This is a genomic window from Terrabacter sp. Root181 (assembly GCF_001428505.1).
Classification (GTDB): Bacteria; Actinomycetota; Actinomycetes; order Actinomycetales; family Dermatophilaceae; genus Terrabacter.
Map to the genome: position 1 here is coordinate 366067 of NZ_LMHU01000007.1, position 24254 is coordinate 390320.

General features: G+C 71.8%; 22 protein-coding genes. 5 read left to right on the forward strand and 17 right to left on the reverse strand.

What is annotated here, in order from left to right; translation table 11 throughout:
- Position 1: 1 nt before the first annotated feature.
- From leuA to ASD90_RS15955, 9 genes are all read right to left on the reverse strand, one after another.
- Positions 2-1747, reverse strand: a complete 1746-nt coding sequence (gene leuA, locus ASD90_RS15920; RefSeq protein ID WP_056758628.1) for a 2-isopropylmalate synthase — start codon at positions 1745-1747, stop codon at positions 2-4.
- A gap of 317 nt (positions 1748-2064) precedes the next feature.
- Positions 2065-2199, reverse strand: a complete 135-nt coding sequence (locus ASD90_RS24560) for a hypothetical protein (protein WP_255358580.1) — start codon at positions 2197-2199, stop codon at positions 2065-2067.
- 40 nt (positions 2200-2239) lie between these two features.
- Entirely contained in the window at positions 2240-2605 is a 366-nt protein-coding gene (locus ASD90_RS15925; protein ID WP_056758632.1) for a VOC family protein, read from the reverse strand.
- Between the two features lie 64 nt (positions 2606-2669).
- Positions 2670-3644 carry a GTPase Era gene (gene era, locus ASD90_RS15930; RefSeq protein WP_056758635.1) on the reverse strand — a complete coding sequence of 325 codons (975 nt, stop codon included), beginning with the start codon at positions 3642-3644 and terminating at the stop codon, positions 2670-2672.
- The gene (locus ASD90_RS15935) at positions 3625-4938 is read right to left on the reverse strand and encodes a hemolysin family protein (protein WP_056758637.1); all 1314 of its coding nucleotides are present in this window, start codon (positions 4936-4938) and stop codon (positions 3625-3627) included. Before ASD90_RS15935 ends, era begins: the two co-directional genes overlap by 20 nt.
- Positions 4939-4957: 19 nt before the next feature.
- Positions 4958-5425: an rRNA maturation RNase YbeY gene (ybeY, locus tag ASD90_RS15940; RefSeq protein WP_056758639.1), complete on the reverse strand. Its 468-nt coding sequence runs from the start codon at positions 5423-5425 to the stop codon at positions 4958-4960.
- Complete coding sequence (locus ASD90_RS15945) at positions 5422-6684, reverse strand: PhoH family protein (protein ID WP_082588796.1); 1263 nt, start codon at positions 6682-6684, stop codon at positions 5422-5424. Before ASD90_RS15945 ends, ybeY begins: the two co-directional genes overlap by 4 nt.
- Before the next feature lie 13 nt (positions 6685-6697).
- Complete coding sequence (locus tag ASD90_RS15950; RefSeq protein ID WP_056758644.1) at positions 6698-8230, reverse strand: S10 family peptidase; 1533 nt, start codon at positions 8228-8230, stop codon at positions 6698-6700.
- A complete protein-coding gene (locus tag ASD90_RS15955) occupies positions 8227-8586 on the reverse strand; it encodes an HIT domain-containing protein (protein WP_056758646.1) in 360 nt (119 codons plus the stop codon). Before ASD90_RS15955 ends, ASD90_RS15950 begins: the two co-directional genes overlap by 4 nt.
- A gap of 67 nt (positions 8587-8653) precedes the next feature.
- On the opposite strand from ASD90_RS15955, the gene ASD90_RS15960 reads away from it, so the two are divergent.
- Positions 8654-9280 carry a SigE family RNA polymerase sigma factor gene (locus ASD90_RS15960; protein WP_235506692.1) on the forward strand — a complete coding sequence of 209 codons (627 nt, stop codon included), beginning with the start codon at positions 8654-8656 and terminating at the stop codon, positions 9278-9280.
- Positions 9277-10452: a Gmad2 immunoglobulin-like domain-containing protein gene (locus tag ASD90_RS15965; protein ID WP_056758649.1), complete on the forward strand. Its 1176-nt coding sequence runs from the start codon at positions 9277-9279 to the stop codon at positions 10450-10452. Before ASD90_RS15960 ends, ASD90_RS15965 begins: the two co-directional genes overlap by 4 nt.
- Positions 10453-10549: 97 nt before the next feature.
- Here ASD90_RS15965 and ASD90_RS15970 read toward each other — a convergent pair whose 3' ends face one another.
- The 3 genes from ASD90_RS15970 to hrcA form a co-directional block, all read right to left on the reverse strand.
- Positions 10550-11293 carry a 16S rRNA (uracil(1498)-N(3))-methyltransferase gene (locus ASD90_RS15970; RefSeq protein ID WP_056758652.1) on the reverse strand — a complete coding sequence of 248 codons (744 nt, stop codon included), beginning with the start codon at positions 11291-11293 and terminating at the stop codon, positions 10550-10552.
- 18 nt (positions 11294-11311) lie between these two features.
- Entirely contained in the window at positions 11312-12445 is a 1134-nt protein-coding gene (gene dnaJ, locus ASD90_RS15975; protein ID WP_056758655.1) for a molecular chaperone DnaJ, read from the reverse strand.
- A gap of 81 nt (positions 12446-12526) precedes the next feature.
- Complete coding sequence (hrcA, locus tag ASD90_RS15980) at positions 12527-13570, reverse strand: heat-inducible transcriptional repressor HrcA (protein ID WP_056758658.1); 1044 nt, start codon at positions 13568-13570, stop codon at positions 12527-12529.
- 167 nt (positions 13571-13737) lie between these two features.
- Between hrcA and ASD90_RS15985 the strand changes: the two genes are divergently transcribed.
- Entirely contained in the window at positions 13738-14622 is an 885-nt protein-coding gene (locus ASD90_RS15985; RefSeq protein WP_056758661.1) for a DUF3097 domain-containing protein, read from the forward strand.
- Positions 14623-14645: 23 nt separating this feature from the next.
- Here the strand turns inward: ASD90_RS15985 and ASD90_RS15990 are convergent, their stop codons facing one another.
- From ASD90_RS15990 to hemW, 3 genes are all read right to left on the reverse strand, one after another.
- Positions 14646-16256: a CHAP domain-containing protein gene (locus tag ASD90_RS15990; RefSeq protein WP_162260213.1), complete on the reverse strand. Its 1611-nt coding sequence runs from the start codon at positions 16254-16256 to the stop codon at positions 14646-14648.
- Between the two features lie 261 nt (positions 16257-16517).
- Positions 16518-18005, reverse strand: coding sequence for an aldehyde dehydrogenase family protein (locus ASD90_RS15995; protein WP_056758666.1), 1488 nt, complete (start codon positions 18003-18005; stop codon positions 16518-16520).
- Between the two features lie 25 nt (positions 18006-18030).
- The gene (hemW, locus tag ASD90_RS16000) at positions 18031-19266 is read right to left on the reverse strand and encodes a radical SAM family heme chaperone HemW (protein ID WP_056758668.1); all 1236 of its coding nucleotides are present in this window, start codon (positions 19264-19266) and stop codon (positions 18031-18033) included.
- 62 nt (positions 19267-19328) lie between these two features.
- Between hemW and ASD90_RS16005 the strand changes: the two genes are divergently transcribed.
- Positions 19329-20066: a peptidylprolyl isomerase gene (locus ASD90_RS16005; RefSeq protein ID WP_056758672.1), complete on the forward strand. Its 738-nt coding sequence runs from the start codon at positions 19329-19331 to the stop codon at positions 20064-20066.
- Positions 20067-20075: 9 nt separating this feature from the next.
- On the opposite strand, the gene ASD90_RS16010 is transcribed toward ASD90_RS16005, so the two are convergent.
- Both ASD90_RS16010 and ASD90_RS16015 read right to left on the reverse strand, forming a co-directional pair.
- Positions 20076-21917, reverse strand: a complete 1842-nt coding sequence (locus ASD90_RS16010) for a DUF563 domain-containing protein (RefSeq protein ID WP_157623204.1) — start codon at positions 21915-21917, stop codon at positions 20076-20078.
- A gap of 134 nt (positions 21918-22051) precedes the next feature.
- Positions 22052-23302 (reverse strand): MFS transporter, encoded by a 1251-nt coding sequence (locus ASD90_RS16015; RefSeq protein WP_056758677.1) that lies wholly within the window; start codon positions 23300-23302, stop codon positions 22052-22054.
- 96 nt (positions 23303-23398) lie between these two features.
- Here ASD90_RS16015 and ASD90_RS16020 point away from each other — a divergent pair, with 96 nt between their 5' ends.
- Complete coding sequence (locus tag ASD90_RS16020) at positions 23399-24229, forward strand: tyrosine-protein phosphatase (RefSeq protein ID WP_056758680.1); 831 nt, start codon at positions 23399-23401, stop codon at positions 24227-24229.
- Positions 24230-24254 lie beyond the last annotated feature (25 nt).

A 24254-nucleotide genomic window follows, 5' to 3' on the forward strand; every position in this document is an offset into this window, starting at 1 on the left:
GTCAGGCGTTCGGGACGGCGTCGCGCTCGGCGCGGTTGACGGCCGAGACGATGGCCTTGATGGACGCCGTGACGATCGACGGGTCGACCCCGACGCCCCAGAGCACCCGGTCGCCGACCGCGCACTCGACGTAGGCCGCGGCGCGGGCGTCGCCACCGGCCGACAGGGCGTGCTCGGCGTAGTCGAGGACGCGCACGTCCGGGGTGCCCTCGACCGTCGAGAGCGCGTCGACGAAGGCGGCGATCGGACCGTTGCCGGTGCCGGTGACCGTGAGCGACTCGCCGCCGTCACGGACGGTCGCCTCGATCGTGCTGGCGCCGTCGACGGTCGAGTCGGTGACGACGTTGGCGAGCTCGAAGCGGCCCCAGGCACGGCTCGGGTCGGGGAGGTACTCGTCCTGGAACTTCGCCCACAGGTCGGCGGGAGCGACCTCTCCCCCGTCCTGGTCGACGCCGCGCTGGACGACGCCCGAGAACTCGATCTGCAGCCGTCGCGGCAGGTCCATCTGGTGCTCGGTCTTCATGATGTAGGCGACGCCGCCCTTGCCGGACTGGCTGTTGACCCGGACGACGGCCTCGTAGGAACGGCCCAGGTCGTGCGGGTCGATGGGGAGGTAGGGGACGCCCCAGACGAGGTCGTCGATGCTCGTGCCCTGCTGCTTGGCCTCCGACGCCATGGCCTCGAAGCCCTTCTTGATGGCGTCCTGGTGCGAGCCGGAGAAGGCGGTGAAGACGAGGTCGCCGCCGTAGGGGTGCCGCTCGCCCACGGGCAGCTGGTTGCAGTACTCGACGGTGCGGCGTACCTCGTCGATGTCGCTGAAGTCGATCTGCGGGTCGATGCCCTGGCTGAAGAGGTTCATGCCGAGGGTGACGAGGCAGACGTTGCCGGTGCGTTCGCCGTTGCCGAAGAGGCAGCCCTCGATGCGGTCGGCCCCGGCGAGGTAGCCGAGCTCGGCCGCGGCCACACCGGTGCCGCGGTCGTTGTGCGGGTGCAGACTGACGACGATCGACTCGCGGCGCTCGAGGTGACGGACCATCCACTCGATCGAGTCGGCGTACACGTTGGGCGTGGCCATCTCGACGGTGGCCGGCAGGTTGACGATGATCTTGTGGTCGGGCGTCGGGTCGATGATGTCGACGACGGCGTTGCAGATGCGCATCGCGAAGTCGAGCTCGGTGCCGGTGTAGGACTCGGGCGAGTACTCGTAGTAGATCGTCGTGTCGGGGATCGTCTCCTCGAGCTTGCGGCAGAGGCGTGCCGCCTGGACGGCGATGTCGATGATGCCGTCCTGGTCGAGTCCGAAGACGACCTTGCGCTGCAGCGCCGACGTCGAGTTGTAGAAGTGGACGATGGCCTGCTTGCTGCCGCGGATCGCGTCGTAGGTGCGCTCGATGAGGTGGTCGCGGCACTGTGTCAGCACCTGGATCGTCACGTCGTCGGGGATGTGGCCGCCCTCGATGAGCTCGCGGCAGAAGTCGAAGTCGGTCTGGCTCGCCGACGGGAAGCCGACCTCGATCTCCTTGTAGCCCATCTTCACGAGCAGCTGGAACATCCGCAGCTTGCGCTCTGAGTTCATCGGGTCGATGAGGGCCTGGTTGCCGTCGCGCAGGTCGACGGCGCACCAGCGTGGTGCCTGCTCGATGCGCTTCGTCGGCCACGTGCGGTCCGGGAGCTCGAACGGGATCTGCTCGTGGAACGGGACGTACTTCTGGAACGGCATTCCCGACGTCTGCTGGGGGTGGATCATCGCGTCACTCTCTCGTCTGCGTTTCGCTCGGTGTCCGGCCGGACACGGGAAACTCCGCGACGAGGAGGGCCGGGGTCAGGCCTCGTCGCGGCAGAGAAGAAGGAGGATCACCGCTCGCACCCGTTCACCGTATGCCGGTCGCTCCGTGCGCGTCCACCCCTCGGGACCGCTGCCCGCATCGTGAGACCTCGAAAGCTGCTCCGCTATCGGGAGCAGGATCCGAGTCCTGGACGACGTGCTGTTACGCACCCGCCTGTCGGACGCTGCTCCGCTTCGGGGAGCAGGATCCGAGCTGCTGGGCAGTCTCCGTCGGATGGTCAGGGAGTGGAGGGAGGCTCGGCGACTGGCTCGTCCCCGTGGGCGTCGGCGATCTGCTCCTCCGGACGCGGCGGCACCGTCTGGTCCTCCTCGAGGACCTCGAGCTCGTGGTCGTGCGCTGGCTGCTCGGACATGTCTGCCTCCTTGCCCGGAGTGTAGGGCGAGGCGCTGACCTCAGGCGCGCTGGCAGACCATGAGCGCGTTGCCGTCAGGGTCCTCGAACTGCACGAAGATGACGCTGCCGATGTCCTCGACGTCCGAGGTGATCCTCACGTCGAGCGACCGAAGGTGCTCGACCGTCGACGCCATGTCGTCGGTCCAGAGGAAGAACCGCGGTGGCCCGGACGCCAGGAAGTCTGGGCGGTTGGCGTCGAGTGCCAGCCGGGTCTCCCCGTCCGTCGGGATGTCGTAGATCGTGCCGTCGTGGGAGGCCACGTCGGGCTCGAAACCGAGCACGGAGGCATACCACCGGATGGCAGCGGCCATGTCGCGGACCGGGACGAAGACCTGACCGACGCGGCGCTGGATGGGGCTGCTCATCGCGGCAGGCTAGAGGACCGGGCCACGAACCAGAAACCCGTTGCGCCGCAGAGCAGGTCGAGAGTCAGAAGCCGAGGCGCTGGAGCTGCTTGGGGTCGCGCTGCCAGTCCTTGGCCACCTTGACGTGGAGGTCGAGGTAGACCTTCTGACCGAGGAGGGCCTCGATGCCCTTGCGGGCGTTGGTGCCGACCTCGCGCAGGCGTGAGCCGCCGCGCCCGATGACGATGGCCTTCTGGCTGGGCCGCTCGACGAAGACGTTGACGCGGACGTCGAGGAGGGGCTTGTCCTCGGGCCGGCCCTCGCGCTGCACCATCTCCTCGACGACGACCGCCAGCGAGTGGGGCAGCTCGTCGCGCACGCCCTCGAGGGCGGCCTCGCGCACGAGCTCGGCGATCATGATCATCTCCGGCTCGTCGGTGAGAACGCCGTCGGGGTAGAGCTGCGGCGAACGCGGGAGGAACGACGCGAGGACGTCGCGCACCTCCTCGACCTGGCTGCCGGAGACGGCCGAGCACGGGATGATCGCGTCCCACTCCCCCAGCTGGTCGATGGCGATGAGGTGCTCGGCGAGACGCTCGCGGTCGACCGCGTCGGCCTTGGTCGCGATGGCGACGACGGGGCGGCGCCGGACCGAGCGCAGCTCGGTGAGCTCGTTGGCGATGAAGGTGTCGCCGGGGCCGATGCGCTGGTCGGCCGGCAGGCAGAAGCCGACGACGTCCACCTCGAGCAGGGTCTCGCGGACGAGGTCGTTGAGCCGTTGGCCGAGGAGCGTCCGCGGCTTGTGGAGACCGGGGGTGTCGACGAGGATCACCTGCGCGGTCGGCGTCGTCGCCACACCGCGGATGGTGTGCCGGGTCGTCTGCGGCTTGGAGCTCGTGATGGCGACCTTCTGGCCGACGAGCGCGTTGGTCAGCGTGGACTTGCCGGCGTTGGGCCGGCCCACGAGACAGGCGAAGCCCGCGCGGTAGTCGGCGGACCGCTCCGTGGGCGACGAGCCCGCACCGTCGGCGTGCGTCGGGTCAGCGTCCTGAGTGCCCATGGGCGTCCTCCGTCTCGGTGTGCGCGGCGTCGTCCTCCGGCACCGATGCCCGGTGCACGATGACCGACGCGACGCGGTGGCGGCGTCCGGCCATGCGTTCGGCCGTCAGCTCCAGCCCAGCGACCGTACCGGACGACCCGACGATCGGGACGCGTCCGATGACCTTGGTGAGGAGTCCACCGACGGTGTCGACGTCCTCCTCGTCGATCGTGACGTCGAAGAGCTCGGCGAGGTCGTCGATGTCCATGGACGCCGGGACACGCAGCGTGCCGTCCTCCAGCTGCTCGACGCCGGGAGCCTCGCGGTCGTGCTCGTCGGCGATCTCGCCGACGATCTCCTCGATGATGTCCTCGATCGTGATGAGACCTGCGGTGCCGCCGTACTCGTCGACGACGATCGCGAAGTGGTTCTGGTCGCGCTGCATCTCGCGCAGGAGGTCGTCGACGGGCTTGCTCTCGGGCACGAAGTGCATGGGCCGCATCACCTCGGTGGCCGGGTGACGACCGTCCTCGGGCGCGGCGTTGAGCCGGCGCGCGACGTCCTTGAAGTAGAGCAGGCCCCGCACGTCGTCGCTGTCCTCGCCGACGACGGGGATCCGCGAGAAGCCGGACCGCAGGAAGAGCGACATCGCGCTGCGCAGCGTCTTGTCGGCGTCGAGGACGACCATGTCGGTGCGCGGCACCATGACCGCGCGGGCGAGGGTGTCGCCGAGTTCGAAGACCGAGTGGATCATCTCGCGCTCGTCGGCCTCGATGACGTCGGAGTCACCGGCCATGTCGACGAGGTCGCGCAGCTCGGACTCGGTCTGGAAGGGCCCGTCGGTGTAGCCCTTGCCGGGCGTGACCGCGTTGCCGAGGACGACGAGCAGCTTGGCGACCGGGCCGAGGACCCGACGCAGCCCGACGGCGAAGGGCGCGCTCCACAGCGCGACGGTGTCGTAGTTCTGCCGACCGAGCGTCCGCGGCGAGACGCCGACGACGACGAACGACACGACCGCCATGATCGCGATGCTGATGAGGGCGCGGCTCCACGTCGACTCGACCTGGCCGGCGACAGCCAGCGTGACGAGGACCGCTGCGGTGGCCTCGGCGACGACGCGCAGGAACGCGATGACCGAGAGGTATGCCGGTGAGTCGCCGACCACGGTCATGAGCGACTTCGCGCCCGACCGTCCTTCGTCGAACAGCTCCTGGGCGCGCACGCGTGACATGCGGAAGATGGCGGCCTCGGCGGCCGACAGCACGAACGCCACGACGATGCTGATGAGGGCCGGGAGGGCGAACTGCGGGAGCATCTCGGTCTCTCGTCCGCGGTCAGGCGCTCGGGCGGTTGCGCGTGGCGAGGAAGGTCAGCAGCAGCTGGCGTTGCAGCTCGAACATCTCGCGTTCCTCGTCCGGCTCGGCGTGGTCGTAGCCGAGCAGGTGCAGGATGCCGTGCGTCGTGAGCAGCAGCATCTCCTCCATCGGCGCGTGGCCGGCCTCGAGGGCCTGCTTCGTCGCCACGGACGGGCAGAGCACGATGTCGCCGAGGGTGCCCTCCTCGGGCTCCTGGCCCTCACGCCCGGGTCGCAGCTCGTCCATCGGGAAGCTCATGACGTCGGTGGGCCCGGGCAGGTCCATCCACTGCACGTGGAGGACCTCCATCGCGTCCTCGTCGACGAGCTTGATGCAGAGGTCGGCCTGCGCGTGCACGCGCATCTGACCCATGACGTAGGCCGCGCACGCCAGCAGCTCGAGCTCGTCGACGTCGTGGTCGGTCTCGTTGAGGACGTCGATGCTCACGCGCCGGCCTCCGTGACGTCACGGCGTCCGCCGTCGTCGTCGCGGCGCTCGTCGCGGTGGTCGCCTCCGCGGTCTCCTCCACGGTCTCCACCGCGGTCTCCACCACGGTCTCCTCCTCGGTCGACGGCCCGGTCCGGACCCCGCCGCGACCCGCGGTGGTCGCCGTGGTCGCGGTGGTCGCGGTGGTCGGCACGCGCCCCGCTCGTGCGGGCGCGTCGCTCGGCGCGCACCTCGTCGCGCTCGTAGGCGTCCACGATGGCGCTGACCAGGCGGTGGCGCACGACGTCGTGCGACGTGAGCTCGGCGAAGTGGACGTCCTCGACACCCTCGAGGATGTCGCGGACGACGCGCAGCCCGGAGCGGGTGCCACCGGGGAGGTCGACCTGGGTGATGTCACCCGTGACGACCATCTTCGAGCCGAAGCCGAGACGCGTCAGGAACATCTTCATCTGCTCGCTCGAGGTGTTCTGGGCCTCGTCGAGGATGATGAACGCGTCGTTGAGCGTGCGGCCACGCATGTAGGCGAGCGGGGCGACCTCGATCGTGCCGGACGCCATGAGCCGCGGGATCGTCTCGGGCGAGACCATGTCGTGGAGGGCGTCGTAGAGCGGGCGCAGGTAGGGGTCGATCTTGTCGTTGAGCGTGCCGGGCAGGAAGCCGAGACGCTCGCCGGCCTCGACCGCGGGGCGGGTCAGGATGATGCGGTTGACCTGCTTGGCCTGCAGCGCCGCGACGGCCTTGGCCATCGCGAGGTAGGTCTTGCCGGTGCCGGCCGGACCGATCCCGAAGACCACCGTGTGCTCGTCGATCGCGTCGACGTAGCGCTTCTGGTTCAGCGTCTTCGGCCGGATCGTGCGGCCGCGGCTGCTGACGATGTTCATCGTCAGCACGTCGGCCGGGCGCTCGGAGGTCTGCCCGCGCAGCATCGAGATCGAGCGCTCGACCGCGTCACGGTTGAGCGGCTGACCGGTGGAGACGATGGTCAGCAGCTCGTCGAGGAGCGTGTCGATGATGTCGAGCTCACCCGCCGGGCCGGAGAAGGTCATCTCGTTGCCGCGCACGTGCGTGTCGACGAGGGGGAACTGGCGCTCCATGGTGCGCAGCAGCTCGTCCCGGGGTCCGAGAAGCGTCACCATCTCGATCGGCGGCGGGATCTGCCGGGTCAGCACCGGCGTGTCACCGCCGCTCCCGGCGCCCGTGGGGAGCTGGGTGCCGTCAGGGCCGTCGGTCTGGGAAGGTCGAGGTTGCGCGTCATTCATCGTGGTCACGAGTCTACGTGTCGCGGCCCGAGCTCCTCACCACGAATTCCGCCAGGTCCTTGCTCTGCTGGAGGCGCGACGGCTCGTGCACGTACATCATGTGCCCGGCCTCGTAGTAGGCGTGCTCGATGTTCGCGAGCAGGTCCGCCGGCAGCTGCAGGTGGGCCACGACGTCCTCGGCGGCGAAGTGCGGGGTCGCACCGTCGTAGTAGCCGTAGGCGATGTGGACCCTGAGGTGCGGGTTCTGGCGCATCGCCCTCTCGAGCTTCGGCGAGACGTCGACGGGCCGTCCCTCGAAGTCCTTGAACGACCAGGGGTGGACGAGACGCGAGATCTGCTCGTAGTGCAGGTCGCTGCCGTAGCCGAGCTCGTCGCGGACGTAGTGGTTCCAGGCCGCGGCGTAGGGACCGGTGATGGCGTCGTGCGACGGGTCGGCATCCATGTTCTCGGCGATGGCCGCCGCGGCAGGCCCGGTGAAACGCGCGTCGAGACGGCCCACCGAGAGGCGCTCGTCGCGCAGCAGCTCGGTGAAGTAGCGCCAGTGCTCGATGCGCAGGTCGGCGCGGTCGATGTAGTCCTCGGTCAGGCCGGAGAGCCGGGCCAGCGTCGACACCGCCTCCGCCCGCTCTCCCTTCGTGAGCCGGTGGCCGCGGGAGAGTACCCACGGGTAGTCGCGGACGGCATACGCCTCGGCCTCGTCGAGGACGGACCGCAGCGAGCGGCGACCGTGCTTGCCGTGGAAGTGGGCCACGGCGGCATACGTCGGCAGGTAGAGCGCGTGCGCGCGGTCGTTGCGCTGGTTCTCGAAGTCGACCGAGCTGAGGTCGAGGACGCTGCTGATGAGGACGAGCCCGTTGAGGTACATCCCGTAGCGGGACTGGAGGTGCTCGGCCAGGGCGGCCCCCCGCAGCGTCCCGTACGACTCGCCGGCGACGAACTTCGGTGACATCCAGCGACCGTTGCGCGAGGTCCAGAGCCGGATCAGCTCGCCGACGGACTCGATGTCCTTCTGGTAGCCGTGGTAGTCCCCCGGCTTGCCACCCTCGACGGCCCGCGAGTAGCCGGTCGACATGGGGTCGATGAAGACGAGGTCGCTGACCGCGAGCAGCGACTCGGGGTTGTCGACGAGGTCGTACGGGGGCGGCTGGAGGGCGCCCACGTCGCCGCTCAGGACGCGGCGTGGCCCGAGCAGGCCGAGGTGCAGCCAGACGCTCGAGCTGCCCGGCCCCCCGTTGAAGGCGAAGGTGACGGGTCGGGTCCGGGCGTCGGCGTCGTCGAGGACGTAGCTCGTCATCGACAGCTCCGCCCGAGCCTTGTGCCCGCCGAACGTGCCGTCCTTGTGCTCCTCCTCGCGGAGCACGACCCGTCCGGTCGTCGCGGTGTAGCGGAGCCTGCGACGGCCGACCTTGAGGGTGTGGTGCGTGGTCACGAGGTCGTCGACCGGCTCGACGGGCTTCGCCTCGGGCTCGGCAGGCTTCGCGTCGACGTCCGCCGATCCCTTTGCCTCAGAGGGCTTTTCGTCGACCGTGGCGCTCTCGTCGCTCACACCATCCTCCCCTCGGTGAAGGCGGCGCCCGCGAGCAGGTGCACGTGCGCGTGGAAGACGGTCTGGCCGGCGCCGCTCCCGGTGTTGACGATCATCCGGTGGGCGTCGGCGACTCCCTCCTGCTCGGCGACATGGGCCGCGAGCCGGAAGACGTCGGCGAGGTCGTCACCGGCGGCGGCCGCCAGTGCTCCCACGGTGGGCTCGTGACGCTTCGGCACGACGAGGACGTGGATCGGGGCGGCCGGGCTGATGTCGCGGAAGGCGATCGAGCGCTCGCTCTCGGCGACGCGGTCGGACGGGATGTCGCCCGCGACGATCTTGCAGAAGAGGCAGTCGCTGGGGGTCTGCGAGGTCATGACTGCACCCTAGGCATGTCAACCTCGGCGTGCACGTGCGCGTCCTGTGTCCGTGAGAACGTTGGGTATGCCGGCCGGCCAGCTCAGCGACCCCGGGGCCTCTGGGGCCGCTGACCGTGCGGCCGCGAGCACCACCGGCGTCCCGGCGTCGGACGCTTCCGGCGAGCTGCCGAGCGACCCCGACGTCGCCATCGCCGAGCTGTACCACGCGCACTGGCACCGCCTCGTCCGCCTCGCGTGGCTGCTCCTGCGCGACCAGCTCGCCGCAGAGGACGTCGTCCAGGACGCCTTCGTCGCCACGCACCGCAGCTGGTCGGCCATCCGGGACGGCGGCCGGGTCGTCGGCTACCTCCAGACCGCCGTCGTCAACGGGTGCCGCTCGGTGCAGCGCCACAACGTCGTCGTCGACCGCCAGAACCTGCGCGACGCCGCCGCGGCCGACGCCCCCGGGCGCGGCAGCCACGGCAGCGCGGAGACCCACGTCCTCCACTCGGCCGACCGCGACGCGGTGCTGGACGCCCTGCGCACCTTGCCCTCGCGCCAGCGAGAGGTGCTGGTCCTGCGCTACTACTCCGACCTTTCCGAGGCCCAGATCGCCCATGCCCTCGAGATCTCCCCCGGCGCCGTGAAGACCCACGCCCACCGCGGCCTGACGGCCCTGCGCCGCACCATCGAACCCCTGGAGCTGTCATGAACACCGAGCCGACGCGACCGGGCGACACGCCCGCCGAGGAGCCGACCCTCATCGGCGCCGGCCTGCGCCCCGTCGAGGACCGGCTGCGTCGTTCCCTCGACGCCGAGGCACGCTCCATCAGCCCCACCGACCGTCTCGGCGCGATCCTCGCGGAGGCGCACGAGGCGGACACCGTGCGCCAGGGCCCCGGGACCAGGCACCACCGCTGGCTCGTCCCGGCGGCCGCGGCCGCCGCAGCCGTCCTCGTCGCCGGCACCGTGTGGGCGGTGAACCGCCCGGCGAGCCCGACACCTCCCGTCGCGGGCACGCCCACCGCCGTGGCGACGTCCACCCCCAGCGCCTCCTCAGGCGCCCCGTCCGGGGCTCCGTCGAGTGTCCCGACGAAGACCGCCCAGGGACCGAGCACCCCGGCGACCACCGCCGTTCCGCCTCCGGCCACGGCCCCGGCGACGGTGCCCGTCTACTACCTCGGCCCCGTCGTGGCCGGGGGTGACCAGCTGCGCCTCTTCCGTGAGTTCGTCGCCGCGCGCGTCCCGGCACCGACGACGGCTGAGGGCAAGGCGGTGGCCGCTCTCCGGCTCGCGACCGGCGCTCCGCCCGCGGGCTCCGCCTACTCGTCGGCCTGGTCCGGGGTGACCGTGGAGTCGGTGGCCGTCGGCCCCGACGCCATCACCGTCCGGCTGTCGTCCGGCACGACCAGCACCGACGCCCTCGCGGCGGAGCAGCTCGGCTGGACCGCGCAGGCCGCGGCAGGCACGGCGCTGCCGGTCCGCTTCGAGCTCGCCGACGGAGGCACCGAGGTCTCGCCGGGCCACCCGGTCTCGTCGTCCTTCACCAGGCCCACCTCCCCGATGGCGGTGCTCGACCAGGTCGCACCCGTCTGGGTGGACGAGCCGGCACGCAGCTCGTCCGTCCGGGCCGGGTCGCCGCTCGCGGTCAAGGGCATCGCGAGCACGTTCGAGGCCAACGTCGAGTGGGAGCTGCTCCGCGACGGTAGGCGTGTCGACCACGGCTTCACCACGGCCTCGGCAGGCGCCCCGGCGCGCGGTGCCTACCGGTTCACGACGACGTCGTCGCTCGAGCCCGGCGCCTACGTCGTCCGCGTCTTCGCGAGCAGCGCCAAGGACGGCTCGACCGTCGCCGAGCAGCTCGTCCCCGTCACGGCCCGCTGACCCGCCGCTCCCACCCGTTCGAGGTGATCGCGGCACCCACCCCCGTGTCGAGATCACCTCGAACCAGGGAAGGGCCTCGGCCGGTCGGGGTATGCCGTCAGGTCCAGCGAGCGCGCGCGCTGAGGACCGCGAGGGCAGCGGGACCGGCGGACGACGCGCGCAGGATCGTCGACCCGAGCCGGACCGGACGCGCCCCGGCAGCCGTCAGCGCCTCGATCTCGCGGTCGGTGATGCCGCCCTCGGGACCGACGACCACGAGCACGTCACCGGACGCGGGCAGGTCGACGGACGCGAGCGGCTCGGTCGCGTCCTCGTGGAGCACGAGCGTCAGGGCCGACTCCGCGACTCGAGCCACGAGCGGGGCGAGCCCGACCGCGGCGGACGTCAGCGGCATACGCGACCGGCGTGACTGCTTGGTCGCCCGGGCCACGACCGCAGCCCACTTGGCGAGCGACTTGGCGGCCCGGTCGCCGCGCCAGACGACGACGGAGCGCTCGGCCTGCCAGGGCACGACCTCGTCGACACCGAGCTCGGTCGCGGCCTCGACGGCCTGCTCGTCGCGGTCACCCTTGGCGAGGGCCTGGACGAGGACGAGCCGAGGCGCGGGCTCGGGCTCGTCGACGACGTCGAGCACCCGTCCGCGCACCCACGCCCGGTCGACGTCGGTGGCCTCGAGCAGCAGGCGGCGACCCGCACCGTCGGCGACGTAGTAGCGCTCGCCGGGGCGGATGCGCACGACGGCCGCGGCGTGGCGGCCCTCGTCACCCTCGAGCAGCAGCGAAGACCCGGCGACGGCCTCGGCGACCGCGGACGGCTCGCCGAGGAAGAGCTGGTGGGTCACCGGGCGCTCACGTGCGGCTCACTTCTCCTTGAAGGCGTCGCGCAGCTTGCCGAAGAGGCCCTTGTTGGCCGGCGTCAGCCGACCCTCGTGGCGCTCCTCGCCGCGCAGGGTCGCGAACTGGTGCAGCAGCTCGCGCTGCTCCTCCGTCAGGCGCGTCGGCGTCTGCACCGTGGCGTGCACGAGCAGGTCGCCACGCCCGCCGTGCCGTAGGTGGGTCACGCCGAGACCGCGCAGGGTGAGCACGTCGCCGCTCTGGGTGCCGGGCTTGATGTCGAGGTCCTGCATGCCGTCGAACGTCGAGAGCTTGAAGCTCGTCCCGAGAGCGGCTGCCGCCATGGGCAGCTCGACGTTGCAGTGCAGGTCGTCGCCGCGGCGGGTGTAGGTCTCGTGGTTGACGACGCGGATCTCGACGTAGAGGTCGGCCTTGGGTCCGTTGCCGGGCCCGACCTCGCCCTCGCCGGTCAGCTGGATGCGGGTGCCGGTGTCGACACCGGCGGGCACCTTGAGCTTGAGCGAGCGGCGGGTGCGCACGCGGCCGTCACCCGAGCAGTCGTGGCACGGGTCGGTGAGCGTCGAGCCGTAGCCCTGGCAGTTGACGCACGGGCGCGAGGTCATGACCTGGCCGAGGAAGCTGCGCTGGATCTGCTGCACCTCACCGGCGCCCTTGCAGATCGGGCAGGTCTGGCGACCGGTGCCGGGCTCGGCGCCGTCGCCGTCGCAGCGCTTGCAGCCGACGGCGGTGTCGAGCGTCAGCTCCTCCTCGGAGCCGAAGACGGCCTTCGAGAGGTCGATGTCCAGACGCACGAGGGCGTCCTGGCCGCGCTGCACGCGCGCCCGCGGACCTCGCGTGCCGGCCTGGGCGCCCGCGCCGAAGAAGGCGTCCATGACGTCGCTGAACGAGAAGCCCTGTCCCGCACCGAATCCGGCACCGCCGCCCGACGCGAACGGGTCGGCGCCCATGTCGAAGGACTGGCGCTTCTGCGGGTCGGAGAGCACGTCGTAGGCCTGCGACACCCGCTTGAACTCCTCCTCGGCCTCGGCGCCGGAGTTCACGTCCGGGTGCAGCTTGCGGGCGAGCCGACGGTAGGCCTTCTTGATCTCCTCCTGGCTCGCGTCGCGCGAGACCCCGAGGACGGCGTAGTAGTCGTTCAAGCTGAGATTCCTTCGGTACGTGGTGCTTTCGGTTCCGGCGCGGCGCTGCGCCGGCGGACTGGCCGCGGTGGTGCAGGTGGGTCAGGTGGCCTGGTTCTCGTCGAGGATCTCGGAGACGTAGCGCGCGACGGCGCGGACCGACGCCATCGTCGTCGGGTAGTCCATCCGGGTCGGGCCCAGCACCCCGAGGCTCGCGACGCGCTCGGCGCCGGAGCCGTAGCCCATCGACACGAGGGACGTGGACTGGAGCCCGGTCACGGGGTTCTCGGTGCCGATGCGCACCGACACGAGGTCGGGGTCGTCACCGAGCTGGCCGAGGAGGCGCAGCAGGGTGACGTGCTCCTCGAGGGCCTCGAGGATCGGGCCGATGGTGCGCGGGAAGTCGGTGCCGGCGCGAGCGAGGTTGGCCTGGCCGGCGAGGACCACGCGCTCCTCGCGCTCCTCGACGAGGGCGTCACCGAGGGCGGACACGACGGCCTCCATCGCCGCCCGGTCGGCCTCGTCGACGTCGTCGACGAGGCGTCGCAGCCGGGTCGCGGCCACGGTGAACGGCACGCCGGTGGCCACCTCGTTGATGCGGGAGCGGATCGAGGCGACGAGCGCCTCACCGGTGCCGTCCGAGAGCACGCGCCCCGTGTCGACGACGCGCTGCTCGACGCGGCCGGTGTTGACGATGAGCACGATCATCAGGTGCGACGACCCCATCGGCACGAGCTCGATGTGGCGCACCGTCGACCGCGTGAGCGACGGGTACTGCACGACGGCGACCTGTCGGGTCAGGCTCGCGAGGAGGCGCACGGTGCGGTCGACGACGTCGTCGAGGTCGACGGCCCCCTCGAGGAACTGGCCGATCGCACGACGCTCTCCCGAGCTGAGCGGCTTGACGGCGCTGAGGCGGTCGACGAAGACGCGGTAGCCGGCGTCGGTGGGCACTCGCCCCGCCGACGTGTGCGGCGCGTGGATGAGGCCCTCCTCCTCGAGCAGGGCCATGTCGTTGCGCACGGTCGCGGCACTCACGCCGAGGTGGTGGCGCTCGACAAGAGCCCGGCTGCCCACCGGCTCGGAGGTCTGGACGTAGTCCTGCACGATCGCGCGCAGCACCATCAGCCGACGGTCCTCGCTCATCGCGTCCCCTCCTTCACGGGCTTGGCACTCTCGATCGACGAGTGCCAAGTCTACGTCGTGCCTCGCGGATCTCCGATTTCATCCAACCGTATGCCGTCGCGCCGCCACCTCCCCTGCCCGCGTGGCGGCTGCGTGGGTCGCCGCCCGGCGGCATAGCCTCGCTTGTCGTGTCCCCCAACGATCGCTACGGATCCGACGTCCTCACCGGCGACTGGCGTGCCCCGCGGCGCGGCCGGTCCACCCCGACCCCGGCGGAGCCCGACCTCGTCGTCGAGGAGGTCGAGACCGGCTGGGTCGGCGCCGTGGTGCGGGTGGAGAAGGCGGGCGGCATGCACGTCGTCCACCTCGAGGACCGCCGTGGCCGCACCAAGGCGTTCCCGCTGGGCCCCGGCTTCCTCGTCGACGGCGCTCCCGTGACGCTCACTCCCCCGCGGGCTGCCGCCGGGACCGCGCTCGCGGAGGCGAGACGGGCGGCCTCCAGGACCGCGAGCGGCTCGGTGGCCGTCGAGGGTGCCCGGGCCCGCGTCGCGAGCGGCTCGCGGATCTACGTCGAGGGCCGCCACGACGCCGAGCTCGTCGAGAAGGTCTGGGGCGACGACCTGCGCGTCGAGGGGGTCGTCGTCGAGCTGATGGACGGCGTCGACGACCTCGCCGGCATCATCGCCGAGTTCCAGCCGGGGCCCGGCCGTCGCCTCGGCGTCCTCGTCGACCACCTCGTCCCCGGCACGAAGGAGGCCCGCATCGTCGCTCAGGCGCAGGCGCTGCCGGGCCTCTCCCAGCACGTGAGGATCCTCGGCCACCCCTACGTCGACGTGTGGCAGTCCGTCCGCCCGGAGCGGCTCGGCTGGCAGCAGTGGCCGGTCATCCCGCGCGGCACGTCGTGGAAGCACGGCATCTGCGCCGAGCTGGGCTGGGCCCACGCGAGCCAGGCCGACATCGCCAACGCGTGGAAGCGCATCCTCGGGACGGTGCGCACCTACGCCGACCTCGAGCCGACGCTGCTCGCGAGCGTCGAGGAGCTCATCGACTTCGTCACCGAGCCCAGCGCCTGAGCGCCGGGCCCGAGGACCCGGGCTCACCTCTTGAGGTAGCCCTGGACGTCGACGACGAGGTAGGACGCGGCGCTCGTGTGCACCGTGATCGACCCGCCCACACCGACGGGGACCACGACGGCGTTGACCCGCGTGCGGCTCGAGGCCACGGTGACGTTGGCGGGGCTCGGTCGGGTCGTGCCCGAGGCGTAGGCCGTGACGGCCGTCGTCGCCGTCGGGGCGATGGGTGTCAGCGTGATCGACACCGCGGCAACGCCGACGGTCGGCACCCCGGCGCGGCCGAGGACGGGCACCGACACGGTCGACCCTGCCGCGACCCGGCCCGTGGGCGCGCCGAGCCCGATGCGCGTGTCGAGCAGCCGGGCCGGGGTGACCGCGACGTGGTCACCGCCGGTCTTGAACCAACCCACGACGTCGACGAGCAGGTCGGTCCCGGCCGTCGACTGGATCGTGACCTTCCCGCCGGTGCCGATCCGCGACACGACCGCACCCGTCATGGCGGCGTCGGCGTCGTAGCGCACGTGGGCCGTCGTCGGCCGGGTCGTCCCGGTCGGGTATGCCGTCAGCCAGCCCCCGGCGCCGGGCGCGACCGCGGAGACGGAGAGGACGACGGCTGACGCCCCCGTGCTCGGCACGATGCCGGCCCCGGCGACCGGCAGGTCGACGCTGCCGCCCGCGGGGATGCGCACCTGCGCGGTGCCGAGGCCCGTGCGCGTGTCGAGGACACGGGTCGGGGTGACCGAGACGAGATGCCCCGTCGTGGGGTACCAGCCGACGACCTCCGCGACGAGGTGCGTGGTCGCCGAGGTGTAGAACCGGACCCTGCCGTCGGTGCCGAGCCTCGCCGGCACGAGCTCGCTGACCGTGCCCGCGGTCGTGTACGTGACGCTCCGCGAGCCGGGGCGCGTCGCGCCGGACGGGTAGCTCGTGAGGTAGCCGGCGGCCGCCGGCGCGGTGACCGTCACGTTGAGCACCGCGGTGCCGACCCCACCGCTCGGGATGCCGGCACGGCCGCTCACCTGCAGGGCGATCGAGGTGCCCGCCGCGACCTTCGCGGCCGGGGCGCCGAGGCCGGTGCGGGTGTCGAGCAGACGGGTCGGGGTGACGGGACGGTAGACATCGGTGTCGACGACCGTGGCGCCCTGGTCCTTGAGGTGGATGAAGCCGTTGGGCCACCTGCCACCGCCCCGCGTGACCTTGCGCCACTTGAAGTCGCCGCCCCAGTTGTCCTCCGAGACGAGGATCTCGTCGGCCGAGACCACCTTCTCGACGTAGGCGACGTGCCCTGTCGAGGAGAAGGAGGTGTTCCACCAGGCGACCGAGCCGACGGCCGGGTCGTCGTTCGTCTGGCCCGGGAAGGACGGACCCCAGTTGGAGGCGTTGCCCGACAGCGACGCCGGCTTGGTGTTCGGCAGGCCGTTCCTGACGAGGCGGTAGGCGACGTAGTTCGTGCAGTTGTGACCGGTCGACTGGCGCCAGTAGCTCGTCGCGTTGTTCTCCTTGTAGCCCGCGTGCGGGTAGCCGGCCGCTTGGCACGGGTCGTAGCCGGTGCACAGCACGATCCACTCGGCGGAGCGGGCCGGCCCGGCCAGGCCGACCGTGCCGACGGCGCCGAGCAGCAGGGCGACCACCACGACGAGGAGGGCACCCCCGCGCGGCCGTGACGGCCGCGCGGTGAGGGGACGTGGTCCGGCGGGACGGGGCTCGGCCAGGAGGTCGCGCGCGCGTGGCATAGGTGTCTCCCGTGGTCGCCGAGGGTGCACTCGGCAATCTAGGACAATCGGGCCACGCGATGACTGGTTTCCCAGAAATCCCATGCGACACGCGAGAGACCTAAGTGACCTCCAGCCACACCTGTGTTAATGACACGGCTGTCATTCACCGTCCAGGCGAGGTCACGACCGGCCCCCTGGCCGCCGGCGCCCCGGGAAGGCCACGCGGGCGATGACCTGCTCCTTGAGCGAGGTGAACGGTGGACGCACCCACACGGTCGTGTCCGGTCGCGTCGGCATCGAGAGCACGGCCTTGTCGTGCGAGAAGAGCGCCACCGAGCGCTCCCCGTGGTAGGCGCCCATGCCACTCGCCCCGACCCCGCCGAAGGGCAGCCCCGGGACGGCGAGGTGGGCGAGCGGGATGTTGAAGCCGAGCGCACCCGACGACGTGTCGCGCATGAAGCGCTCACGCACCTCGTCCGACGTCGTGAAGACGTAGAGGGCGAGCGGCTTGTCGCGGCGGTTGACGACGCCGACGGCCGCGTCGAGCCCCTCGACCGCGACGAGGGGCAGGACGGGCCCGAAGATCTCCTCGCCCATGACGAGCTCGCGAGGGTCGTCCGCGTCGGCGACCTCGACGACCGTCGGCTCGAGGTAGCGAGAGGACGCGTCGGACCGACCACCGGTGACGACCCGCGCCGGGTCGACCAGGGCGGTGAGCCGCTCGAAGTGGCGACGGTCGACGATGCGCCCGTAGTCGGCCGAGGCCGCCGGGTCGTCGCCGAAGGCCTCCTGGATCGCTTGCACGAGAAGGGGCTTGAGGGCGTCAAGGGTCGCCCGGCTCGCCAGGACGTAGTCGGGCGCCACACAGGTCTGGCCGGCGTTGGTGAACTTGCCCCACACGAGACGGCGCGCCGTCACCTCGAGGTCGGCGTCGTCCGCGACATAGGCCGGCGACTTGCCACCGAGCTCGAGCGTCACCGGCGTCAGGTGTCGCGCGGCGGCCTCGAGGACGACACGACCGACCGTCCCGTTGCCCGTGTAGAAGATGTGGTCGAACCGCTCGGCGAGCAGTGCCGTCGTCTCCGGGACCGCTCCCTCGACGACGTGCACCGCCGACGCGTCGAGGTGCTCGGGCAGCAGGCGCCCGAGCACCTGTGACGTCGCCGGGGCCACCTCGCTCGGCTTGATGACGACGGCGTTCCCGGCGGCGAGCGCGCCGACGAGCGGTGCGAGACAGAGCTGCACCGGGTAGTTCCACGGGGCGATGACGAGAACGACGCCGAGCGGCTCCCGCACCACCTTGGCCCGCCCCGGGGCGAGCGAGAGCGGCACCCTCACCCGGCGCGGAGCGGTCCACGCGCGCAGGTGGCGCAGGGTGTGGTCGATCTCGCGGACGACGAACCCCGTCTCGGTGACCCAGGCCTCCGTGGCGCTCCTGCCGAGGTCGGCGTGCAGGGCCGCGGCGAGCTCGTCCTCGTGGTCGACGAGCAGCGAGCGCAGCGCCCGCAGCTGGGCGACGCGCCACTCGCGCGGCTTGGTCACCCCCTCGTCGAACGCACGGCGGGCGGTGGCGACCACCTCGGCCGCCTGTGACACGACCCCGCGGCTCGCTCCGGGCTCCTGGTGCGCCTCGTCACCGGCACTCGTCGTCGAAACGGTCTCGCTCATGGGGGCCCTTCCTCGGTCAGACCCCTCAGGAGGCGAGGAGCCGGTGCACCACGGTGTCAGCGAGCAGGCGCCCGCGCCGCGTCAGCACGAGACGGGAGTCCCGCACGGCGGCTGCGCCGTCGAGCAGGCCGTCGGCGACGAGGCCGGCGACGGCGGTGCGTCCTGATCCTCGCAGATCGCCGACCCGCAGTCCCGCGACCAGGCGTGTGCCGAGCAGCACACGCTCGTCGTAGCGCTGGTCCTCGCTGAGGGTCTCGCGGGCCTGGGCGGGCGACTCCCCCGCGCCCAGCCGAGCGGCATACGCGCTGGGGTGCTTGACGTTCCACCAGCGGACGCCGCCGACGTGGCTGTGCGCGCCCGGACCGACGCCCCACCAGTTGGTGCCGGACCAGTAGGCGACGTTGTGGCGGCAGCGGGTCCGCTCCGAGCGGGCCCAGTTGCTGACCTCGTACCAGCCGAACCCGGCAGCCGAGAGCAGTTGGTCGGCGAGCTCGTACTTGTCGGCCTCGTCGTCGTCCTCCGGCGCGGGAACGACGCCGCGGCGCACCTGGGCCGCGAGCTTGGTGCCGTCCTCGACGACGAGTGCGTAGGCCGAGACGTGGTCGGGCTCGAGCGCGACGGCGGCCTCGAGGCTGCGACGCCAGTCGTCGAGCGACTCCCCCGGCGTGCCGTAGATGAGGTCGACGCTCACCTGCATGCCGGCGTCTCTCGTGGCCGCGACGGCGCGGGCGACGTTCTCGGGGTCGTGGGTGCGCTCGAGCGTGCGCAGCACGTGGGGCACCGACGACTGCATGCCGACCGAGACGCGCGTGAAGCCACCGACGGCGAGCTCGCGCAGCGACTCGGGCGTCACGGAGTCGGGGTTGGCCTCGGTCGTGACCTCCGCGTCGGACGCCAGCCCGAAACGCTCCCGTATGCCGTCCAGCACCGTCACGAGGTCGCCCGACCTCAGCATCGTCGGGGTTCCGCCACCGACGAAGACCGTTGACACCGGCGGCGCTTCGTCGCCGAGCACGGATCGCGCGATGTCGAGCTCGCGCACCGCGGCGTCGGCATAGGTGTCGATGCCGATGCTCGCGCCGGGGCCGCCGAGCTCGGTCAGCGTGTACGTGTTGAAGTCGCAGTAGCCGCAGCGCACGGTGCAGAACGGGACGTGCACGTAGACACCGAGGTCGGTGCTCGCGAGATCGGCCAGGGCCGCGGCAGGAAGCTCACCCGTGCTGGGAGCGGGGTCGCCGTCGGGGAGGGCGGAGGGCGGCATACGCCCATTGTCCCAGCCCGGGAGGTGTGTGCCGTCCACTCCCCCGGTCGTACGCTGCGGTCATGCCCGAGAGGCCGTCGCCACGACGGAGGACCGCCCGCATCCTCCTCGGCGTCGCCGTGCTCTGCCTCGTCATCGCCGTGTCCCTGGTCGCGGTCAACGTGTTCGTCGAGGGCGGCAGACCCGTCGCCTCGACGTCCTCACCGGCCCCCGTCGCCGCCCCCACCTGCTCACCGCCACCCGCACCGCCGACGGGCTACCCGACCTTCACGACCGCCCCGGACGCGTCCGTCGCGCAGGGCGCGTCCTGGTCTGCCGTCGTGCGCACGACGTGCGGCAGCCTGACCCTCCGGCTCGATGGAGCGCGGGCGCCCCGGAGCGTCGCGTCCTTCGTCACGCTGGCCCGGGCCGGCTACTGGAACGACAGCGTCTGCCACCGGCTGACCTCACGCCAGGCTCCGACGGCCTTCCTCCAGTGCGGTGACCCGACGGGACGCAGCACGGCCGACCCCGGCTACGACCTGCCCCTCGAGAACGTCCCTGCGGACCGCACCTACCGCGTCGGCGACGTGGGGATGGCCCGGGGTGACGGGTTCCCCGGCACCGCGGGCGAGTTCTTCGTCGTCCACCGGGACTTCACGGTGCCGCCCGGCGCGCCCGTCTACTCGCGCATCGGGACGGTGACGTCGGGGCGGGAGGTCGTCGAAGGGATCGCGAGCCGCGGCGGCGAGGACACCCGACCGGACGGACCGCCCTTCCAGTCGATCAGCGTGCTCTCCGTCGACATCATCGGGCGATGACCCGGCGCCTCAGCGGTCGAGGCGGTCGAGGCGCTCGGCGAGGAAGCGCCCCTCGTCGTCGAGGTCGACGGTGAAGCTCGACGCGAAGGCCTGCTGCGTCCACGACCCCTCGGGGTGCTCGAGGTCGGAACGGCTGCGCACGGCCGTCAGGTCGTGGCCGCGCAGGGCGGAGATGAGGTACTCGTTGCGGGCTGTGTAGGCATCGGGCCCGAGCGCGAAGACGCGCTTCGGCGCCTTGCAGAAGGCCAGCGAGAAGAGGCCGCTGCCGGCGAATCCCGCGATCGTCCCGGCGGCGCGGAAGAGTGCCACCTGCTCGGCGAGCGGATGGTCCTCGGGGTGCACGACCTCGAACCCGCGCCCTGCGAAGAACGCCTCGACCTCGTCGACGTTGTGGCACGACCGCTTGAGGGACGGTCGCCGCGACACGAAGATCCGGTCGGGACGCCGGCGCCGCTCGGCGCGCTGCACGACGTGGTCGCCGACACGGTCCCAGATGCTCGCCATCCCGGGATGGATGTAGCGGGGCAGCGAGAACATGCCCGTCGAGGTGTAGAGGCGCTCGGGCCGGCACGGCGCCGTGAAGACGTGGACGTCGTCGGGGGCGATGCCGAACGCCCCGAGGATGTCGATCTCGAAGGGGGCGAGCACGGCCGGCTCGCGGTCGTGCTGCAGCGTCATCAGCACCTTGACGTCCGGCTCGAGCTCACGGACGCGGTCCCAGGCCCAGAGGCGGCTCAGCTGTTCGGTCATGAGATGGCCGAAGTGCCCGGGCCACTCGCTGTCGAGGTGGAACCACGCCCCGGGCAGCTCGTCAGGCGTGCTGATGTCGCGGCGCACCGTCCCGAAGCGGGGTGCGCGCTCGACGACGTAGACGTTGGCGATCCGCTCCATCCAGTTCTGCCGGAAGGTCTCGGGGAAGAGGACGTCGTCGCGGGTCACGATCTGTCCGCGTGAGCAGGTCGGGGCGTCGTAGCGCCGCAGCACCATCTCGGGCACGGTCAGCCGCGACTGGACGTACGGGTCGGCCACCCGGTTGACGTCGTAGGCGCACGTCGCGGTCCACGTGACCGCCGGCAGGGCGTCGAGCCGCTGCCCGAGCTCAGGCCGGCCCGCGAGGACGGTGTCGACCTCCTCCTCGCGCAGCTTCGGGGCGACACGCACGCCGTTGACGAGGCGCAGCACCTTGCTGTGGACGTGGACCTGCTCGAGCGAGCGGCCGAGCCCCTCGACGTCCCGGTAGGCGGCCGCGTCGGCCCGGTGGTCGCGGAAGTCCCGGATGCGAGCCTCCTGTGCCGCAGCGACCAGACCCCACAGGTCACCGGCGTAGGGCGCGTCCGGCGGCAGGTTCTCGTTGGGCAGGGCGTCGTCGACCGCGATGCGCGTGCCGCCCGCCGATGCCGTCACCGAGGCCACCTGCCGCTGCGCCAGGGTCTCTCCCGAGCGCGGGGTGGGTGCGGCGTCGTCCCCGAGCGGGTGCGGGACGAGGCGCCGGGCGACGTACTGGCCGCCGGCGCGCAGGTGCATGAACACCCGCTGGAAGAGGAGGGCCTGGTCGTTGCCGTTCTCGTCGGAGGCATCGACGACGAGGTCGAACGGGCCCTCGACGGTGAGCCGCGCATGGGTGGCCGAGGCGTCGTCCGGCAGCTGCACGGTCGAGACGCGCGACGCCGGCCACTGTGCCTGCAGGACGGTCGACCACGGCGCGGCATCGGGTCCGCCGACGACGAGAACCGCCGCGTCGTCACGTCCCTGCAGGGCGTCGACGACGACCTCCATGGCGGCGAGGTGCGGACGGACGTCGGCCCAGCGCTGCTGGTCGGCGCGCCGGACGAGCTCGCTCGCCGGGCTCATGGCGGACTCCTCCACGACAGGGTCGACCGGTTCGTCGTCCGGCAGGCGCGTGGCTGGCACAGGGGACATCCAAGCACGCCACGGGGACGACGTCGCACAGGATCGCGTAGGTTGCCGGGGCGGTCCAAAGCTGTTCAGCCCGAGTGCGTCGTGACTCCGTACCGGGCCCGCGAGTCCAGGGCCCAGCGCGCCGCCGGCACCGACACGAGGGCGATGACGACCATGAAGGCCGCCAGGATGAACCAGCCCGTCTCGCCGAGGTCGACGCAGAGGTAGGTGACGACCGGAGGGGCGACGACGGCGAGCACGCTGAAGCCGAGGCCGGCGAAGCCTTGGTACTGCCCCTGCCGCTCGTGCGGAGCGAGTCCCATCTGCAGCCCCCACTGTCCACCGGACCCGATCATCTCGCCGACGACGTGCACGAGGGACCCGGCGACGAGCGCCGCGATCGCGAGCCACACGTCGCCCCGGTCGGCGAGGGCGACGATCGCGAAGCCGGCCGCGATCCACCAGGCCCCGCGCACCAGCGCCCTGGCGCCGGCCACGACCGAGTCGGCCCGGCGCGAGAGCCGCACCTGGAAGAGTGCGACGGCGGCCGTGTTGATGATGAGCAGGACGGCGACCATGGCGGTGGGCGCCGTCGTGTGGGCGGAGACGTAGAGGGCCAGGCCGAGCTCCATGACGAAGAAGTGCAGCGAGAAGAGCCCCGTGATGATGGTGATGACGACGTAGGGCCAGTCCCGGATGACCCCGAGGCGCGGCTCGCCGGCGGCCCGCGCATGCGGCGCGAGCTCCGGCAGCCGCGTCGAGTTCCAGGCAGCGAACGCCGTGAAGATCGCGTTGATGACGAACACGGTGACGTACGCCCACCTCTCGTCGATGATGAGCGCGGCGCCGCCGAAGACCGACCCGAGGCCGAGCGCGGTGTTCGTCACGGCCCTGAGGTAGGCCTTGAAGAGCACACCCCGCCCACCCGTCGCGAGCTGGGCGACGACGCCCTGGTTCACCGCGCCGGCCCCGCGCTCGAAGAACGCGAGCACCCCGAGCAGGAGCGCCAGCATCCACGGGGTCGTCGCCAGGACCGGTGGCGCACTGAACACGGCCGCCCCGACCATGAAGCCGGTGAGCACCTGGCGCGGGCCGCGGGTGTCGCCGAGGTGACCCGCGGGCACCTGGACGACGATGCCGACCACGGCCGACACCGACATCGCGAGGGCGACCTCGGTGGCGCTGAAGCCGACCTGGCGCGTGAAGTAGAGCGCGCTCGTGGTGAGGACGGCCCCGGCGCCGAAACGGTTGGCGAACGAGCCCAGCGCGAGGATGCGCAGGTCGCGGCCCACGGGGATGCCCCGGTGCGTCAGCGGTGGGGTCGTCGTCGACGTCATGCGCTCTCTCCTCGTCCACATATCTCTCGATATCAAGATATCTGACGGTGGGCAGACCGGTGCAACTCGTTTTCCGCCGTCGCATATGGTGCAAGGGTGTACAGCCCCAACTGGATCGAGCTCGACGGCGTCGTCAACATGCGTGACCTCGGAGGGATGGTGACCGTCGGCGGCGACACCGTCCGCCCTCGCCAGCTGCTGCGTTCCGACAACCTCCAGGACCTCACGCCCGGCTCCGTCGAGGTCCTCGTCACCCGCTACGGCGTGAGCGACGTCGTGGACCTGCGCACCGACGTCGAGGTCGCCAAGGAGGGCGACGGCCCCCTCCGCGCGCTGGACGGCATACGTCATCACCACCACACGCTCTACCGGGAGGACACGACCGAGTCGGGCATCCCGGCAGCCGAGCGCGCCCTGCCGTGGGAGACCGACGAGCGCCGCGACGCCGCAGCGGCCGAGGCCGCCGAGCGCAACGGCGGCCACCGCCCCAGCCACGACCAGTTCTGGTCGGAGCACTACCTCAGCTACCTCGCGAGCCGCCCCGACTCGGTGGTGGCGGCGCTGCACGCCATCGCCTCGAGCGAGGGCGCGGCCATCGTCCACTGCGCCGCCGGCAAGGACCGCACGGGCACGGTCGTGGGCCTCGCCCTCAAGGTCGTCGGGGTGCCGGACGACCTCGTGGTCGCCGACTACGCGGCGTCGGCCGAGCGCGTCGCGGCGATCATGGAGCGGCTGCGCGCCAAGGACGCGTACGCCGCGAACCTCAAGGACAAGACGGTGGCCCAGCAGTCGCCGACCACCGACACGATGCGGTTGCTGCTCGCTGCGCTCGACGAGCGCTACGGCGGTCCGCTCGGTTGGCTCGACGAGCACGGCTGGACCGCGGCCGACACGGAGCGGCTGCGCCGCAAGCTCCTCGGGCCCTGAGACCGGTCGTCGACGTCCCGTCGGG